Annotated in this window: 14 protein-coding genes and 1 pseudogene; 10 read left to right on the top strand and 5 right to left on the bottom strand. The window is 37.7% G+C overall.

Translation table 11 applies throughout. The features are described from left to right. Positions 1-396 precede the first annotated feature (396 nt). Positions 397-1,140, bottom strand: coding sequence for a MerR family transcriptional regulator (locus tag AWH49_RS13795; RefSeq protein ID WP_063966190.1), 744 nt, complete (start codon positions 1,138-1,140; stop codon positions 397-399). Positions 1,141-1,362: 222 nt separating this feature from the next. Here AWH49_RS13795 and AWH49_RS19370 point away from each other — a divergent pair. Continuing rightward, a pseudogene (locus AWH49_RS19370) lies at positions 1,363-1,533 on the top strand (recombinase family protein); the annotation flags it as partial. A 1-nt stretch (position 1,534) separates the two neighbouring features. Here the strand turns inward: AWH49_RS19370 and AWH49_RS21005 are convergent. After that, positions 1,535-1,669 carry a hypothetical protein gene (locus tag AWH49_RS21005; protein WP_280512834.1) on the bottom strand — a complete coding sequence of 45 codons (135 nt, stop codon included), beginning with the start codon at positions 1,667-1,669 and terminating at the stop codon, positions 1,535-1,537. A gap of 575 nt (positions 1,670-2,244) precedes the next feature. On the opposite strand from AWH49_RS21005, the gene AWH49_RS13790 reads away from it, so the two are divergent. Beyond that, positions 2,245-2,688 carry a GNAT family N-acetyltransferase gene (locus AWH49_RS13790; RefSeq protein ID WP_082862853.1) on the top strand — a complete coding sequence of 148 codons (444 nt, stop codon included), beginning with the start codon at positions 2,245-2,247 and terminating at the stop codon, positions 2,686-2,688. On the opposite strand, the gene AWH49_RS13785 is transcribed toward AWH49_RS13790, so the two are convergent. Both AWH49_RS13785 and AWH49_RS13780 read right to left on the bottom strand, forming a co-directional pair. After that, positions 2,680-3,018 carry a DUF3916 domain-containing protein gene (locus AWH49_RS13785; protein ID WP_342341793.1) on the bottom strand — a complete coding sequence of 113 codons (339 nt, stop codon included), beginning with the start codon at positions 3,016-3,018 and terminating at the stop codon, positions 2,680-2,682. The genes AWH49_RS13790 and AWH49_RS13785 overlap by 9 nt on opposite strands. 181 nt (positions 3,019-3,199) lie before the next feature. Continuing rightward, positions 3,200-3,559 carry a replication termination protein gene (locus AWH49_RS13780; RefSeq protein WP_018393263.1) on the bottom strand — a complete coding sequence of 120 codons (360 nt, stop codon included), beginning with the start codon at positions 3,557-3,559 and terminating at the stop codon, positions 3,200-3,202. A 160-nt stretch (positions 3,560-3,719) separates the two neighbouring features. Between AWH49_RS13780 and AWH49_RS13775 the strand changes: the two genes are divergently transcribed. The 7 genes from AWH49_RS13775 to AWH49_RS13745 all read left to right on the top strand — a co-directional run bounded on the left by AWH49_RS13775 (position 3,720) and on the right by AWH49_RS13745 (position 12,702). Further along, a complete protein-coding gene (locus AWH49_RS13775) occupies positions 3,720-4,058 on the top strand; it encodes a YolD-like family protein (RefSeq protein WP_063966189.1) in 339 nt (112 codons plus the stop codon). Then, positions 4,048-5,331: a Y-family DNA polymerase gene (locus AWH49_RS13770; RefSeq protein ID WP_063966188.1), complete on the top strand. Its 1,284-nt coding sequence runs from the start codon at positions 4,048-4,050 to the stop codon at positions 5,329-5,331. The genes AWH49_RS13775 and AWH49_RS13770 overlap by 11 nt, the downstream gene beginning before the upstream one ends. A 129-nt stretch (positions 5,332-5,460) precedes the next feature. Beyond that, positions 5,461-5,850: a PAS domain-containing protein gene (locus AWH49_RS13765; RefSeq protein ID WP_063966187.1), complete on the top strand. Its 390-nt coding sequence runs from the start codon at positions 5,461-5,463 to the stop codon at positions 5,848-5,850. A gap of 235 nt (positions 5,851-6,085) precedes the next feature. Further along, positions 6,086-7,027 (top strand): response regulator, encoded by a 942-nt coding sequence (locus tag AWH49_RS13760; protein ID WP_063966186.1) that lies wholly within the window; start codon positions 6,086-6,088, stop codon positions 7,025-7,027. Beyond that, entirely contained in the window at positions 7,024-8,064 is a 1,041-nt protein-coding gene (locus AWH49_RS13755; protein ID WP_063966185.1) for a HEAT repeat domain-containing protein, read from the top strand. Before AWH49_RS13760 ends, AWH49_RS13755 begins: the two co-directional genes overlap by 4 nt. 10 nt (positions 8,065-8,074) lie before the next feature. Next, positions 8,075-9,502: a glycosyltransferase family 2 protein gene (locus AWH49_RS13750; RefSeq protein WP_063966184.1), complete on the top strand. Its 1,428-nt coding sequence runs from the start codon at positions 8,075-8,077 to the stop codon at positions 9,500-9,502. After that, positions 9,499-12,702: a hypothetical protein gene (locus tag AWH49_RS13745; RefSeq protein ID WP_063966183.1), complete on the top strand. Its 3,204-nt coding sequence runs from the start codon at positions 9,499-9,501 to the stop codon at positions 12,700-12,702. The genes AWH49_RS13750 and AWH49_RS13745 overlap by 4 nt, the downstream gene beginning before the upstream one ends. Positions 12,703-12,858: 156 nt before the next feature. Here the strand turns inward: AWH49_RS13745 and AWH49_RS13740 are convergent, their stop codons facing one another. Continuing rightward, positions 12,859-14,004, bottom strand: a complete 1,146-nt coding sequence (locus tag AWH49_RS13740; RefSeq protein WP_063966182.1) for a response regulator — start codon at positions 14,002-14,004, stop codon at positions 12,859-12,861. 421 nt (positions 14,005-14,425) lie between these two features. Between AWH49_RS13740 and AWH49_RS13735 the strand changes: the two genes are divergently transcribed. After that, positions 14,426-17,446 (top strand): hybrid sensor histidine kinase/response regulator, encoded by a 3,021-nt coding sequence (locus tag AWH49_RS13735; RefSeq protein WP_063966181.1) that lies wholly within the window; start codon positions 14,426-14,428, stop codon positions 17,444-17,446. The last annotated feature ends 274 nt before the right edge of the window (positions 17,447-17,720 follow it).

The following is a 17,720-nucleotide window of genomic DNA, read 5'->3' as shown; positions in this document are numbered from 1 at the left end:
CAAACTAAAGGTGGGTTAGTTGAAGAATACGGAGCTACCATTACGGTAGCTTTTTTCCTTATTAAATTAACGGGTGCTTTAGTGGAATAACCAAAGGGAAACCTTAGTATCTTGGTTTCCCTTTGGTTTGTCTAATTATCAACATTAAAAATTAACACAGTCTAAATATAAAGTTAAATCTGCGCTATTCTGCTCAAACCTGCGGTGAATCAAATACACATAGGAGACCACGAAGCCTTAGTATTGCCAACTGTTGCTTTTGAAAAAAGTTTGATAATTTATAATAAAGATTGATAGTTTGAAACAAAGTTTGATAAAAATCCTATTGTATAAGCGGGATTAGACAACGAATTTGAAAAAAGGGCTTCCTATACGAAGGAAAACCCTTTTTTTCGTTCATTTATTATTGTCAGCGTAGTAAGCCATAGCATCCCGCATGAATTTTGCCAGTCCTACACCGAATTGGTCGATGCTTTTCGTGAACCTCTCATCATCAACATACATTTGACCTAGGCCCTTGAATGCCTCCAGTGAATAATGGATTCCGAAATTGCTGTTCAATACGGTGTACCACTTCTTGATTGCTGCTTGAGCTTCATCTGATTCTGGTGAAGTGTGACGAAGAGCAGCCAGGCTGCGATAGAGTGCGTTCATTTCTTCTTGCATTACTTTTTGTTCCTCTTTTGTCATGCTAGCCAGTTTAGCGTTTGATTTATCGACTGCTTCGTCACCCCAACGTTCACGTGCTTCCTGTTCATACGGATTATGACTGAAGTCGAACCCTTCGAATTTTTCTTTATTCGTCATTTCGATCGATCCTTTCATATGTTCAATCGTCTTATCGATCGTCGAGATCATCTTATCTATGTGAGCCCTTTTTTCCACCAGCGTTTTTCGTTGGAATTTGAGTGCTTCCTCTCGATCGAAGCAAGGACGATTGATGATTTCCTTTATTTTTTTCAAAGGGAAGCCAAGCTCTTTAAAAAATAAGATTTGTTGTAACATTTCAAGATTATGATCGGAATAGAGGCGATAACCGGCTTCAGACGTCTGTTCCGGTTTTAATAGTCCGATTTCGTCATAATGATGCAGTGTGCGCACACTGATGCCGACCAAGTCAGCAACTTCTTTCACTTTCATAGCTGTGTAACCTCCCTTTAATCTTTACTTTAAGGCATTACGTAACGTGAGGGTCAACAAAAAATGTAAAATTATTTATTTTGCTTGAAAAATGGGTAAATGCCATGCAAAAAGGAGGGGAAGGTCTATATTTAAGTTGCAGCAAAAAGGTTTATTCCCGAAAATATCCAAATTAACTTCCAAGTGTTATTCTATTATCTGGCCCTTTTCTTGAATAACTAACGTATTGGACTTAATCAATTGTTCGATGTAATCAGACAAGGGGATACTGTTGTAGTAGAAAGCATCTCTCGTTTAGGGCGCAAAACATTAGATATCCTCAACATTATCCAGCAGTTAGAAGAGATGGGAGTGCAATTTATATCTTTAAAGGAAAATATGGATACAAGAACATCTAAACGAGTGGATAAATAAAGTCAAAATCAATGGCTGCCTCGATTTTACGGACTAAATGATCGTTCGGCACGAACTGATCCAGCGAGATAACCTCCATTTGATTTTGGTGATCCTCCAGCTGTTTTGATAGCATACAAATCCCTCTACAAGATCTTGTTGTTTTTATTAAAAAAAAAGCCTGCAGACATCGTCTTCAAAATAAAGACTTTGTCTACAGGCTCAACAAAGACATTCCCTGGAGTCCGGAATGTCCTTGTTTTCTATCATCTACCATTATTAAAGAATGACATGAAAGAACCAACCTGTCTTAACATATTGATTCCATTTGATACATTCCCACATGTGTCATAACATGATTTAGATTGTGTTCCACATACCAGGAGGTTGTTGTCCGTTATACTCGTCTTGGCGCTGTCTAGGATATAGACCGGACGGATAATACCCAGGCGGGCGAAACATTTGTCTAGGATAAGGCCGGGATGGTCTAGGACCGGGATTTGGAGGATAAAACGGCATTCTTCACCACCTCCCTTCTTTTAAAAGATTTTAGGTTAAATCTCGCAAGTGACCATTTTGCTCTTCCTACTACTTATATTTTTATCATATGAAAAAGCCATAGATTGACTGGGACAATTCATTTATCAAACCTTTTTTCACAACTACACATATACTATCTTAATTCTTTAAATTAATAACGAGGTGTGTCTATTGCTTATTATTAGAAAAGCAAATAAAAAGGAAGAAGCTCGACTGTTTCAAAAGATGGGAAAAACCGTGGAAGAAAGCACAGTAGGCTTTGCGCAAAATGACAACCAGACGTCTGCAAATATGTTTGATCTTTTAATAAAAAGCGGAGCCTATTATCTTATTGCGCAGGAACATAACCTGATAAAAGGATGGATTTTAATTGGTCAGGATTTCAGCACGCTAAAATCTGTTCAAACGGCAGGCATATTTAGCCTATACGTAAGTCCTCAATACCGTTCTTCAGGGATTGGAAGGAAATTAATAAACTACGCCCTTACTGAATTAAAACAGCAAGGCTATCAACAGGTCCAGCTACATGTATTCACCGGCAATCCGGCAAAACGTTTATACGAACAACTGGGTTTTAAAGACATTTGTACACTGATGTCATTAGAGCTAAAATAAACCCTTTGTCGATGAAAGTAAAACAAAACAGCCTGTAGACATCCCCTTCAAATTGAAGAAATTTTTAAAGTAGGAGTCACCTTTAAATACAATGATTTGTGTACCCCACAAATCAGGTAAATCAACTGCAACCACCACTCGATACTTTTCTTTGTCATTTGGCTTCATTCGTATAAGATGGTCAGCTCTATCCAATAGTGTTTGAATGCAGAGTCGTTTAACTTTATTGGGTGTTTTATTGGAATTTATAAAATCTTGAGCCACTGGTAAGTGCATATGCCAGTAATCATTATAGAACTCCATTGGAAACTCCATAGTGTTCTCTTCAATTTACCGAATAAAATAACATTTTCTTTGGTTAATGTCCATGATTAACCGGAAATGGCGCTATGTACATAGAGCTTATTCGCAGTCGCAAATCTGCGCAGTTTTGCGCAGAAAAATGAAAAGGGCACTATCCTTAGTAAAGAGGATAATGCCTGTATAAAATTGAGGAACATTTTACTTGCTTTTAGTAAACATCTTCCAGTGCTTTTCGTAGCAGACTCATGCTGCGATCAAGATCCGTTTTCACTTGTTTCTTATATAATTTCGCTTTTTCTAGATTAATCAACTCATACACAACCACTTCTTTATATTTCATGCCTTCTATTGCTTTTTTACGGCGAACCAAAATGCCATCATCAATTAACTCATGCAATGAACGATATACTTCGGAGTGCTGCGGTTCATAACCTAACTGCTTAAACTTAGCTTTTAATTCATCCATTGCCTGCAAGCCATATACTTTATGTTCTTCGACAAAGCTAATCATATAAAGTTTTAAAAATGCCCGCTGCTTAATGAGAAACTTACCTTCACCTCTTGGCATGTATAGTTCACACTCCTTTTATTTAAAATTGTACCTTTTTCATATTATAAATCCCATCATAATACATATACCAAACATTTATTCTTAATACTTTCGAATAAAAGAACTTACGTTTGTATACTATATAAAAAGAACCTTTGTTCCATAGGAGGGACACAATATGCTCTATAATGACCGAAAGATGTTGAAATGGAAGGGAATGTTATTATCTGAACATGTGGAAATGATTAAAATGGAAGAAACAGAAAAACCGCCGCTTTTTCTGGATGAACAAGCGGCAGAAGAGTTTAATCGAATGGTGAATGAATCGTATCATCAATCGAAACCGATTTTAATCGAAGTAAATACGTTCGGACTTCCTTATATTGAAGCTACAGGCATTGTACAGTCATTAAATAGCTATAATGGGCGTCTGATATTGATTGGAAAGGGAATGTTCTGTTTAAAGGACATTGTTTCTATTCGCTTTGTAGAAGCGGGCGACGAGTATGGAAATTGATTACAGTACACTGCCCAAACGCGATTTGCTTTTTATTGATGTCAAATCTTACTTTGCATCAATTGAAGCTGTCCGTCGTAGGATTCATCCGCTTCATGCGTATGTGATCGTCGTAGCAAATAAAGATCGGCCGGGATCGGTTATATTAGCGTCAAGCCCTAAAGTAAAGCAGGAATTGGGTATTTCCACTGGCTCAAGGAACTGGGAAATCAATCGGAATGATCCTCGATTAATCATTGTTGAACCCTCAATGGGGCTGTATTTGAAGGTAAATAAAATGATCGTGGACATCGTGAAACGATTTGTTGCCGATGAAGATTTACACATCTACTCGATAGATGAAATGGTAATTTACAACATTTTTGTAACTAAATTGTATGGGGATAAGTTTGAAATTGCTCGAAAGATTCAGCAAACGATATTTAAGGAATTAAGGCTGGTCGTAACGATCGGAATCGGGGATAATCCATTGCTTGCCAAATTAGCCCTTGATAACGAATCAAAAAAAGTACCCAATGGGATGGCCTATTGGAGCTATGAGAACATTCCCGAAACCATTTGGCGTATTCCAAAGCTAACAGATATGTGGGGCATTTCATATGGCTATGAAGAACGGCTGAAAAGGATGGGCATTGAAAGTATCTACGATTTAGCCCACTCAGACAAAAATAAGCTGAAAGATCAGTTCGGTATTATGGGATTACAGCATTACTATCATTCCTGGGGCGTAGACTACACCATTTTGTCTGAACGGGACAGCCTTTCAAACGGAGAAAAGTCATTCTCAAAGGGACAAGTGCTCATGAGGGACTACTATAAAGACAATGAAATTACCATCGTTATAAAAGAAATGGTGGATGAGGTTAGTTCTCGGCTCCGTAAACATGGGGTATCTGCTTCAAAGATTGCTCTGACCGTATCCTATGCACGTGATATTGAGGAACGAGGATTCAATAAACAGATGCAGCTGCCGAAGAGTACAAATCACACGATGGAGTTAACCGATCATTTTATCAGGATCTTTCGACAGCACTGGCAAGGACAGCCTGTACGACAAATATATGTTTCCTGCGGTAAACTGCGCAAATTTGAATATGAACAACTTGATTTATTTACAGCGGCAGATGAGATGGAGAAAAGCCATGCGATTGATACGGTGATGGATGAGTTAAGGAATCGTTATGGGAAGGATGCGATTTTCAAGGCATACAATCTCATGAAAGGTGGAACGTATTTGAGCAGAGCAAACCATATAGGAGGACATAAAGGATAATTTTATAAAATTATATTTGATATGCTCCCATTTACACGTATCTCGGTTGTACCCCATTTTGTAAGAAAGATTTAAGAGTGTGATGGTACAATGAGGCCTATAAATTAGTTAACATAAAGGGATGATAAAATGGGATGCAATAATAAGAATGTTTATGCATTTGAAAAATTCAAAGCTGTTAAGCATTCCTTTGATCAAGCAGTTGTTGTGGCGATAACAGATCAAAGAGGGAGAATCACATTTGTGAATGATCCATTTTGTAAGGTTTCAAAATATTCACGTGAAGAATTAATTGAACAGGATCACTCTATCCTTTATTCAGGATATCATACAAAGACATTTTATGATAATATATGGAAATTAGTAAAATGCGGAAAAGAGTGGAAAGGTGATATTTGTAACCGAACAAAGGATGGAGAGTTATATTGGGTACAAACAACCATCGTTCCTTTTTTAAATAAACAAGGCAAACCGTATCGATATATTATCAGTGGATCATGTAGATATATGGAAGGGTAAGATGACAAGACAATCAAATTGTAGTAGAAAAATTCAGATGGACAATGGAGTCATATCTGAATTTTTTTACGTATAAACCTTTAGGATACCCTTTTTTATCGTTTTTAAGAGATTAATAAGAATGTTAAAAGAAATGTGTAAGTGTCTATCAATATGATGTAGGGAATAGGAAAAAGGATCGTTTTATAAAAAGTATTGCTTTTTGAAGATAATAAAAAGGAAGGTGAACCTATTAATGAAGCAAGAAATGAAATCGATATCACTCATATCTCGCCCACTTTCTAATATGGACTCACATGATTTTGATTTATTGCACTGGATTTATGATTTACAAGCTGCTAATGTGGCCCGCTCCAAAACATCATTTACACTTGTATTTGTAGCTATTCACGCTTTCAATGAATTGTTCGAACAGTACGGTGATGATAGTGCGAACCGAGCTTTCCAGCAAATAAATGAGTATCTTAGTAATAAAATAAGAAATATAGATCTGATCTTCCAACTACCTCAGAGAAATGGATGGACTATTCTAATGCTTCATTCCGGACAAGAAGAGGCAAAATATTTTCTGAAACGAATCTTCCAATCTATTCCTTACATTGCTTTTGAACAAGGGACAGACATGCAAATTGGCTTATCAGCCAGTATCGTTGAAATTGCGAATAGTACAACCAGTTACGCAGAAGCGCTTAGTGCCGGAGAAGAAGCACTTCAACTAGCAAACGTTAAAGGGGATAAAGAAATCTACATCGTTGAAATGTTTAATAAGCCTGAGATAGAAAAAATTAAGGTAAGCATTATTGAAGACGACGAAGTGATGAAAAGTATTTTACTGACCATGCTGCAACGAATAGCTATTGACTATTTTGAGCTGAGTATTCAGACATTTAATGATGGTAATCAATTTTTACAATCATCCTGGTCTCAATCCGGCCATACCCATATCGTTATTATGAATGATATTTTACCGAAGAAGAATGGTATAGCAGTGCTTCATGAACTTCGTCGCATGCCAAATAACAAGAAATATATTGTTTTCATGCTTTCAAAATTAAAAACAGAAGAGGATATGGTATACGCATTTGAAGCAGGGGTGGATGAATATATTATAAAACCGTATAATGTAAAGCTTGTCGCTGCAAGATTAAAGAGGCTGCTAGCGAGGTTACGATCATGATAGAAAACAAATTGCTTTTATTATTGATCGGTATTTTGTTGTTAATAAGTCTTTTAATCGCGGTATTTATCTATATTATTGTCCAGCGAATGATAGAAACTCGTTCGTTAGCAAAAGTTGAGCAATATATAAAAAAACATAATGATAAACTATACCTTTATTTAATAGAAGGGAAAGTACTATCTAAGGACTTAATTCCTCATACGCGATTAGACATAAGAGCGATTGAAGAAATGCTCGTTCGATATACGAAAAATATTAGTGGGGAGGATGTTTTATTTCGAATAACGGCGTATATGGAGCGCTATTTGCAGGAGCATTACCGAAAACAATTGAAAAGTAGCAAATGGAGTATCCGTATAAATGCTCTATATAAAATTTCTGATTTCCGTTTGTATTTTCTAGTAAACGATGTTTTCGAAATGCTGAATAGTCAAAAAAAATATTCGAAACAGGAATATTTTCAAATGTATAAAGTTTTAGCTACTTTTGAAAGCCAAAATTTTATCTCTTTCCTTTTACACCCAAAAGCTGACTTTGGTGAAATGGAATACAAGAAGCTGCTTTATTACTTAAATCAACAGCAGTTTGAAACACTTATTGATCAATACGAATCTTTACCAAGTATACTGAAAAATATAATTATTGATATTGTAGGTATGAAAAATTTAGTTGAATTTGTTCCATTTTTAGAAAAAAGACTCAACGATGATTCGTCAGAAACTCGTATTCGTGCATTAAAATCAATCGATCAAATCGGTCTTATCCGTGAAATAGATCTTTATTACCATTTCCTTCAATCCCCTTACTGGGAAGAGCGGATGATGGTTGCAAAATTGTTGGTACATGTACCAATGAGCAAATCACTACCTTATTTACAAGATTTATTAAAGGATTCTTCATGGTGGGTTCGTTCACGGGCAGCACAGTCTATTCATTCCAACAAAAGGGGAAAAGAGATTCTTGAATCGATTATGGCAACTACAAATGATCGCTTTGTGTTTGATATGGTACAAGAGGTAATTGGAAAGGGGTGATTCGATCTATATGTCTACATTCACATCCTATTTGTTGCTGTTTTTTGGTGGCATAATTTTTATTTACATGCTATTAGTCATTTTCTCATATAGTATGATGTTTCTCTATGCTCTTTTGCAGTTAAGGAAAGAATATAAATTGGATAAACATGAGTCAAATGAAGAGCTTTCAGACATTACATACGTGAAGCCGGTCTCGATCATTGTGCCTGCATATAACGAAGAGGCAGGCATTTTAGATAGTGTACATTCCTTACTCAGTCTAAGCTATCCACAAATGGAAGTAATCGTAGTAAATGATGGTTCTTCTGACAAAACACAAGATAAAATGATTGCCCATTTTCAAATGGAGCCCGTTCAAAAAGTAATTCGTCAGCAATTGGATACAAAACCTGTAACCGCTGTGTATAGATCAGCGATTCATCCAAATTTGCTATTCATAACTAAACAGAATGGTGGCAAAGCAGATGCTTTAAATGCCGGTATAAATCTATCAAAATATCCTTACTTTTGTTCCATTGATGGAGATTCTATTTTAGAATCAACGTCATTATTAAAAGTGATGAAGCCGATAATTACGTCTAATGAAGAAGTAGTTGCCTCCGGTGGAAGCATTCGTATCGCCAATGGAACAGATATTCAAATGGGCAGCATTATGAGCGTCTCACTTTCTGAAAAATCACTTGTCATCATGCAGGTGATTGAATATTTACGAGCTTTTCTTGTGGGGAGAGTTGCCCTTAGTAAACATAATATGGTGCTCATTATATCTGGCGCATTCAGTGTGTTTTCAAAAAAGTGGGTGATTGAAGCTGGTGGATACGAAAAGAATACCGTTGGAGAAGATATGGAGTTGGTCGTGCGACTTCACCGGATGATGAAGGAACAGAAGAAGTCTAGTAATCGAATCGTATTCGTTCCAGATCCTGTCTGCTGGACAGAAGCACCCGAAAACATAAAAGATTTGCGGCGTCAGCGGACGAGATGGCACCGAGGATTATTAGAAAGCTTATGGAAGCATAGAAAGATGACGTTGAATCCGAAATACGGTGCTGTCGGAATGATATCATTTCCTTACTTTTGGCTCATTGAGTGTTTAGGACCACTTATTGAATTAGGTGGCTATACCTACATTGTGTTCGCATTTTTTACTGGTGGCATTTACTTTGAATTTGCTATTATACTGGCCTTTCTTTTTATTTTGTATGGCTCCGTTTTCTCGATGATATCTGTGTTATTTGAAGCATGGGCATTGAAAACATACCCTAAAATCACTGACCTCATCCGTCTGTTTATGTATTCGTTTACTGAAGTATTTTGGTATAGACCGTTAACTATTTTTTGGAGATGTGAAGGAATTTTACAGTTTTTTCTAAAACGTAGTGAATGGGGTCATATGGAACGAAAAGGGTTATCAAGGAAAGGGTTAGAAGAATGAAACGTATACTCAGTATCACTGGTTTGATTATGATTGTCTTGTTACTTCCCATATTGTTTTGGTTTTTGGATGATAAACAAGAACTGCAAATAGCAATTATTGATAAAACGGTTCCGAATGAATCGTTTCGAGAGCATTTAGGAATTACTTGGGTGCTCAATCATTTTGGTTATGTTAAACAAAATGGACAATCGTATAAAGCAGCTGTGGATTTCAATGGATTTGTTCCGAATGAAGAAGATCAATCGTATCAAATAAATCGGCTTCTTGATTCATACGACAAAATGGATGTCATTTATTTGGCTGATACGTATGGCGTTTATAAAGAAGATCTTCCCTGGATTGACAAGAAACGAGAAGGCGCAAGGTCATCTCTTATCTACGGAGGATTAGAAAAGTCTGAATGGCAGGCGATTAAGGATCGTTTGCAACAGGAAAAGAGAAGTACTTTTATCGCGGAATTCAATGCACTCGCATCTCCCACAGATGAAAACGTGCGGCAAAGCATGAGTGATACTCTAGGGTTAGAGTGGTCAGGATGGATGGGACGCTTCTTTGATGAACTCGACCTTGAACGAAATAACGAAATTCCACAATGGATTGTAGAAGATTATAAAGACAGTTGGAGCTACAAAGGACCTGGCTTTATATTGGTCAATGATGTAAGCAATGAAGTGGTTGTTTTGGAAGAAGACAAACATTTTGATGGTAATGGAATTCAATTGAACTTCACCAAAAAAGGAACAACACGGTTTGGACTGAAGACAAGTGCTGATTATCACTACTGGTTTGATATCGTTACGGCTAAAAATAAAGCGGACGTGTTAGCGAATTATAACTGGGATTTAACTAAATCAGGGAAACAAGAACTAATAGAGAAAGGCATTCCATTAACATTTGCTGGTGTCATTGAAACACAACATAAGAATGCAAGAAGCTATTATTTTGCTGGAGATTTTAATGATATTTCGACTACACCTGTTTTTTATCAAATGAAAGGACTTAGTCAGCTCCAAAAAATGATGAACTTGTATTCAAATGAGTCTTTCTATTGGAATACGTATGTACCGATGATGAAGACGATTTTGGAAGACCTCAATAAGGATTTCAAGGAAACAGAAAAAGTCATCCCTAAGAAAGAAGGGGAGGCCTCTTACACGACAAGAGTCATGAATGATTCGTTTGAAGTGCTCGTCAATGATAAATGGGAAAAATTAAAAATAAAAGGTGTCAATATTGGGATGGCAAAACCCGAAACATTTCCTGGTGAGGCGGCGATAACAGAAGAAGAATATTATCGTTGGTTTAAATCTATTGGTGAAATGGGATCGAATTCTATTCGCATCTATACACTTCATCCACCCGGGTTTTATAACGCATTGAAGCGTTATAATGAGGAGCATGATCAACCGATTTATGTTTTTCACGGTATCTGGATTGATGAAGGATCTCTTCTTGATACACTCGATGCGTTTCACGAGAAAAATACGATAGAATTTCAAGCGGAGATGAAGCGGATCGTTGATGTTATACATGGAAATGCTGTTATTAGACCACGAGCTGGTCATGCCGGTGGAACATATCGAGCAGACATTTCTCCATATGTAATCGGATGGATCATGGGAACTGAATGGGATCCATCTATGGTACAAAATACGAATGATAGCCACAAAAATAAAGGGGATTATGATGGAACATACTTTCAAACCGTTAAAGGAGATCCTTTTGAATATTGGCTCGCTGCACAGCTTGATGTGCTTGTCAGTTATGAAATCGATCAATATAACTGGATACGTCCCGTCAGCTTTACAAATTGGGTTACAACGGATTTATTGACTCATCCATCTGAACCAAATGATGTGGAAGATCTTGTTAGTGTCAATCCGAATATGATTCAGACGAAAGGTGCGCTGAAAAAAACGAATCAATTTGCTTCTTATCATGTGTATCCCTATTATCCTGACTTTTTAAATTATGAAGCAGATTATCAGAAATATGTTGACCATCGAGGTGATTTTAATAATTATGCTGCTTATTTAAAAGATCTGCATAAAGCACATAGTATGCCTGTTTTGATTGCCGAATTTGGAGTACCGGCATCACGGGGATTGACACATGAAAATCCATTTGGCTGGAATCAAGGGTTTTTATCTGAAAAAGAACAGGGCGACATTATTGTGAGGCTGTATGAAGATATCATGCATGAAGGTCTACTAGGTGGATTAATCTTTACATGGCAGGATGAATGGTTCAAGAGAACGTGGAATACGATGGATTATGATAATCCAGATCGTCGTCCTTTTTGGTCTAATACTCAGACGAATGAGCAGCAATTTGGCCTGCTTAGCTTTGATCGCAATAAAATTAAAGTTGACGGAAAGAGTAGTGATTGGAATCAAGTATCTCCTCTGTACACGAAAAAAAATGGAAATCTGCAAAAGTTGTATATGGATTATGACGAACGATACTTGTATTTCCGAATCAATATGAATGATGTGAAAAATGGGTATCCCATCATTGTACTTGACACGGTGCCAGATCAAGGAAACCATACATCTGATACGATAAAAGATGTTTCCTTTCAAAATGGTATTGATTTCATGATTAACTTGAAAGGCCCTAATCAGTCACGTGTACTTGTTGATGCATACTATGATTCTTTTGTTTATCATTATGGGCATGATTTAAAGATGATTAAACCGCAACCATCTGAACCGGTAAATAACAGTGGTTCCTTTCATCAGATAAACCTTGCATTGAATAGAGAGCAATACATTCCGAAAGAAAACAAAAAGATTCCGTTTAGCTACTATGAAACAGGCAAGCTGCGGCTTGGTAATGCAAATCCTGCTTCATCAGAATACGATTCTCTTGCAGATTATTTTGTGAATGAAGAATCTGGAACAATCGAAGTACGCATTCCTTGGCTGCTGTTAAATGTGAAAGATCCGAGTCAACGAGAAGCGATGTCAAATATTTATAAACGTGGATTGGATGCGAGTACAAAAATAGAAGGAATTAAAGCCGGTCTGCTCTTTATACAATCTGATGGGAAAGTAATTGATTCATTGCCTGCACTGAATAAAGGAAAACTGCCAAATATGGAGCTTTATTCATGGGATACATGGGATCTACCTAAGTCTGAAGAACGATTAAAAGAATCCTATTACATCGTGAAAAAGGCATTTACCTCAAAATAAACTGTTTATTTTATCATACCAAAACTAGTCTAGTTCTAAACGAGCCAGATCTTGTGAAAAGGAGCTGGCTCGTTTGTATATCTAGGATTTATAGAGTGTATCCTTGCATTAATGGGCAGTGAGCCCCACTGAATGAAGTTTCACTTGATCAAATAATCAAGTGAGAATCCCCCCTGCATTCTGTATCGATTCGTATAAACGCTTCGTTGCGATCCCGGGTTCAATTCCGAGGTCTTGATATAACAGTGCTACAAAGTCTTGATAGAGTTGTATCGCGTCCACGCGATTACCTTCTTCTATATAATGAATCATCAGCTGTTGCAACACATGTTCAGAATACGGATTATATTTTAGTATCATGTGCAGACACTGTCTCTTTTTATCGTATTCATTGCTTTCTGTATAGTAATCGGTCATTTTTTGGAGCTGTTGCAACCATTTATCCTTGAGTACCTGTGCTTTTGAATAAGCCCATTCAAAAGAATTCTTTTCCATATAATCACCAATATACAAAGGGATAATTTTTTCCATTTCAGCTATATTGTCTTCATCTATTTTCGAATGGTCATCTATAATTCGTTCCATCTCCATCGCGTCGCAATAAAAATAGTCCATCGTTAAGGAGTAACTTTGATTAGAAAACGTAAGCGCTTGCTTGTATCCCATGGACTCAAGGCTTTTACGTAAGTAAGAAAGATTCGTATGAAGTTGGATCTTTGCTTTTTTATAATCATAATCTGGCCAAAGTAGATCGATAATCGTATCCCGATTTACATATGTATGAAGGTGCATAATGAAAAAGGCGAACAACTCTTTCGCTTTTGCTGTTTTCCATTTTACAAGTTCGTCTCCAGCGTACACTCTAAATTCATTGAAGCAGATGACTTTGATCGATGATGGAGCTGACTTTTCTTGCAATTGTTGTTCTTTTATTTCCTTTTCTACTTGCATCTTTAGCCGTGCAATGGTTTTTTCGAGGCGGCTTTCCATTACTGGCTTTAGTAAATAGTCAAGAGAATCCAATTCAAATGCTTGAATAGCGTAATCTCTGTAAGCTGTTATAAACACAATATGGATGTTGCTGTTCCGGTCCAAAATGATTTCTGCTAGTTCCAATCCGCTTATACCTGCCATTTCGATATCCAAAAAGGCTACTTGAAAATCGAGATTCTTTATTTCTTGTAAAACAGATTCTACGTTTGAAAATGCCCCGATTACCTCTACACCGCCGACATTCGCTAATTTTTTTTTTAGAAGTTGCAAAGACAATGATTCATCATCAACTAAAATAGCCTGTAGCATGTGAAAACCTTCTTTCGCTCGTAATCCAATTGACCTAAGTTTATTTTCATTATAACAGTAGTAGTCACAATGGAAAAGAATTGTTATAATTGTAAAGATTTTATGCATTTTTAATGAATATTCGCGAAAGAGGTAGCTTCATTAATCATAGTATATATTTTAATACTATTTTTTATTAAACAAAAAAGTAGTTCTATTTGCGTCTGTATTAGAAGGCGCTTTTTGTTTTGATAAGTATTTTGTAAGAGTAGAATGATAAAGTTAAAATAATTTGATATTCTGTATTTCGTTTGCATCTGTACTATAATGGAAACGCTTATGATCACATGAGGGAGAGAATAAAAGGAATGAAGCTAATGACGGTTTTAGCGTATGTAAAAGAAAAACAGATGAAACTTGTTGTAGTAGGGCATCCAGAATAATGGAAAAACAAAAAGTATGGCTGGTTGTCCTCTGTTTTGTAATGATCTTGACAGGATTTCGATTTGCCTGGCTGTATGCCTATAACCATCCCGATATGCCGAAAGCAGAAAAAGGAGTGGTAGATGCTGCAAAAACAGACTTATCGGAAAGGCCCGTGCTTCTGGATGGAGAGTGGGCTTTTTATCCAGAGCAGCTAGTGGGCCCAAATGACCTGTCACTAAAAAAAGCCAAGTGGCTTCGTGTGCCGTCTGACTGGAGGGAAAAGATTCGAAATGAGCATGGAGACCCATATGGGTACGGGACGTTTCATTTGCGCATTTTAACCGGTCAAAATGAGCGGGAAACATACAGAATTCGGTTTATGGGAATTGATTCTGCTTCCCGTGTGTTTGTAAATGGACAGATGGTAAAAGAAGTGGGCCGTCTTGGCACGAATGAATCCTCCTCCAATCCAAAAAATGCTCCTTTTTCTGTGAATGCCAAGGCCGTGGACGGTAGGATTGATCTAGTCATTCATGTGTCTAATTTCCACTTTCCACGATCAGGCGGTATTTCGAATGCTGTGTATTTTGGAACAAGAGAGGCTGTTAAGCAGCATGAACAAATCACGATGTCCATGCAGCTGATCGCTTTTGCAGTTCTGTTTTTTCACGGAATTTATTTAGTCATTCTATATATATTAGTTTTCAAAAAGAGAAATTTGCTTCTGTTTGCGGCTGCTGTTTTTTGCATGTCTTTTTCAATATTGATCGATGATGACCAGCTGATTCGGTTTGTGGTTCCCGATATTGGTTTTGAGACGTGGCTGAAATTAATTTATCTTTTGTATTCCTGTGCATCCATTTCTAGTTTTTATTTTTTAAAATCATTGGTGCCGGACCAGTTCAATAAAACCTTCCGGGTGTTTCAGCTGTTTGCGGCCGCTTATATCGGTAGCCTGGTTGTTTTTTCGTATCAGGATTTTTATCGATTCGGGACAGTCATCTTTAGTCTCGTTATGCTCGTGCCGACATTTCTTTTCCCGTTTCTTTTTTATAAAATGCTTTCTCGCAAAGAGCCGTATGCAGTTTACCTTATCTTTACTGTGATTGCCGTTTCATCCAGCACATTATGGGGTGTAATAAAACATTTTGTCTCGGGAATGGCGGTGCCGTACTACCCTTTTGATTTACTCATTGGGGTTATCTGCTTTGCACTGTTTTGGTTTAAGCGCTTTTATCATACAGCTGAAGAAAAAACGCAGCTGAATGAAAAACTGCAGCGCGCGGATAAAACGAAAGATGATTTTTTAGCGAATACATCTCATGAGCTGCGCAATCCTCTTCATGCGATGATGAACATTGCGCAGTCACTTTTAAGCAATCCGTTGCCCGAAGAAACAAAATGCCAGGTACAGATGATGGAGTCGGTTGCCCGAAAAATGTCTTACACCCTTCAGGATTTAACAGATATTTCCGCGCTGAAAGAAGGGCATATTCATTTGACAAAGCAGCCGGTCGCTCTTTACAGCCTTGTCGAGTATGTATTTGACGTGTTGACGTTTTCAAAAGAAGGAATGCCGATTGACTTTGACAATCAAATACCGGATGCTTTTCCATTGGTGGATGCAGATGAAAACAGATTGGTGCAAATTTTGTTTAACTTTATTCAAAACGCGCTGAAATTCACAGAAAAAGGGACTGTTTCTGTGTCCGCGCATGAGCAGGATGGACAGGCGTTTATTTCAGTTCAGGATACCGGAATAGGGATGGACAAAGAAATACAAAAGCGGGTTTTTCAGCCGTACGAGCAGGCTGATTCAAGCATTAAGTCCACTGGAAGCGGCATCGGGCTCGGATTAAGTATTTGTGCGCAGTTGATTGAGCTGCATGGAGGTACGCTGTCTGTTTCGTCTTCACTTGGAAAAGGGTCTATCTTTACATTCTCGCTCCCGCTCAGTAGGAAAAGAGGACAAACCAGCATAATGGAAGTGAAAAAAGAAAGACCGGCTGCTTTTATACCAAAGCCATCTGTTGTCAAAGTAACGGAATCGATTTTGCTTATTGACGATGATCCGGTTAACATCTCCATACTGAAACGAATGTTAGAGCAGGAAGGCTATGCTGTGACATCCTGCTTAAATGGAGAAGAAGCGCTACGGCGTCTTTATGACAAAAAATGGAGCCTGGTGATTTCAGATGTGATGATGCCTCGGATGTCAGGCTATGAATTAACAACTCGAATAAGGGAGAAATTTTCCATATCAGAGCTTCCGATTCTGTTATTGACGGCAAGAGGGAAAATAGAAGATATACAAGTAGGCTTTCAAGTGGGGTCAAATGATTACGTCTTGAAGCCGGTTGAAAAAGCAGAGCTGATGGCAAGAGTTTCGGCGCTTCTTCAGCTGAAGCAGTCTTTGCAAAAACAGGCACGTACAGAAGCCGCACTGCTTCAGGCGCAAATGCAACCACATTTTTTATACAACACGCTCAATACCATTGCGGCATTAAGTGAAATCGATCCGGATGAAATGACCAAACTGCTGCTTGAGTTCGGTAATTATTTGCAAAAAAGTTTTGAAAGAGGAAATCTGCAGGAAACCGTCACGATTGAATCGGAACTGAATCTTGTTCAATCCTATCTATATATCGAGCAGCAGCGCTTTGGAGAGAGGTTGTCGATTTGCTTGAGTGTAGAAGACGACAGTCTTCATGCATCCGTTCCACCCCTTTCGATTCAAACACTAGTGGAAAACGCAGTGCGGCACGGAATGGCGGCGCGGACCAGTCTATTGACTATTTCTTTGCTTGTGAGTAAAACGAAAGATGGGATACAAGTCGTTATTAAAGATGATGGAGCCGGAATGGACCATGAGAAAATAAAAACGGTGTTAAGCGGCGCTGAACGAAGCGGCATCGGGTTGTATAACACGAATAAGCGGCTGAGTCAGCTATACGGTCGAGGGCTGACTATTCAAAGCACTCGGGGAAGCGGAACAAAAGTGTCCTTTCTCCTTCCGATTGTACAGAATGGGAATTGAGCAGCACGCTTCCTGCTGCTTCACAAATTGCGCTGACTGTATCTTATTCCCGTGATATTGAGGAACGAGGATTCAATAAACAGATAATTTAAAATGGAAAAAACAAAAAAGTGATCCGTAGAGTATAAGCAAACTACCGTGTAACAGGCTTACGCATTACCAGCTAAGAAAAGAAAAATACTGCGCACAAAAGTGTACCCTTTGGCTTTTTGCTGAAAGGTACGCTTTTCTTGAACTCCCATGAAAATTAAAATCTCCGATTTAGAGAAAAAGG

The sequence above is a fragment of the Domibacillus aminovorans genome (genome assembly GCF_001643235.1).
In the GTDB taxonomy this organism is placed as follows: Bacteria; Bacillota; Bacilli; order Bacillales; family Domibacillaceae; genus Domibacillus; species Domibacillus aminovorans.
This window is presented reverse-complemented; position numbering and strand designations above follow the sequence as displayed.

Coding starts and splice junctions, on each gene's coding strand:
- AWH49_RS13775 (WP_063966189.1), top strand. CDS start 3,720: ATGCTCTATAATGACCGAAAGATGTTGAAATGGAAGGGAATGTTATTA.
- AWH49_RS13765 (WP_063966187.1), top strand. CDS start 5,461: ATGGGATGCAATAATAAGAATGTTTATGCATTTGAAAAATTCAAAGCT.
- AWH49_RS13770 (WP_063966188.1), top strand. CDS start 4,048: ATGGAAATTGATTACAGTACACTGCCCAAACGCGATTTGCTTTTTATT.
- AWH49_RS13780 (WP_018393263.1), bottom strand. CDS start 3,559: ATGCCAAGAGGTGAAGGTAAGTTTCTCATTAAGCAGCGGGCATTTTTA.
- AWH49_RS13745 (WP_063966183.1), top strand. CDS start 9,499: ATGAAACGTATACTCAGTATCACTGGTTTGATTATGATTGTCTTGTTA.
- AWH49_RS21005 (WP_280512834.1), bottom strand. CDS start 1,669: ATGCTATCAAAACAGCTGGAGGATCACCAAAATCAAATGGAGGTTATC.
- AWH49_RS13740 (WP_063966182.1), bottom strand. CDS start 14,004: ATGCTACAGGCTATTTTAGTTGATGATGAATCATTGTCTTTGCAACTT.
- AWH49_RS13750 (WP_063966184.1), top strand. CDS start 8,075: ATGTCTACATTCACATCCTATTTGTTGCTGTTTTTTGGTGGCATAATT.
- AWH49_RS13760 (WP_063966186.1), top strand. CDS start 6,086: ATGAAGCAAGAAATGAAATCGATATCACTCATATCTCGCCCACTTTCT.
- AWH49_RS13755 (WP_063966185.1), top strand. CDS start 7,024: ATGATAGAAAACAAATTGCTTTTATTATTGATCGGTATTTTGTTGTTA.
- AWH49_RS13795 (WP_063966190.1), bottom strand. CDS start 1,140: ATGAAAGTGAAAGAAGTTGCTGACTTGGTCGGCATCAGTGTGCGCACA.
- AWH49_RS13735 (WP_063966181.1), top strand. CDS start 14,426: ATGGAAAAACAAAAAGTATGGCTGGTTGTCCTCTGTTTTGTAATGATC.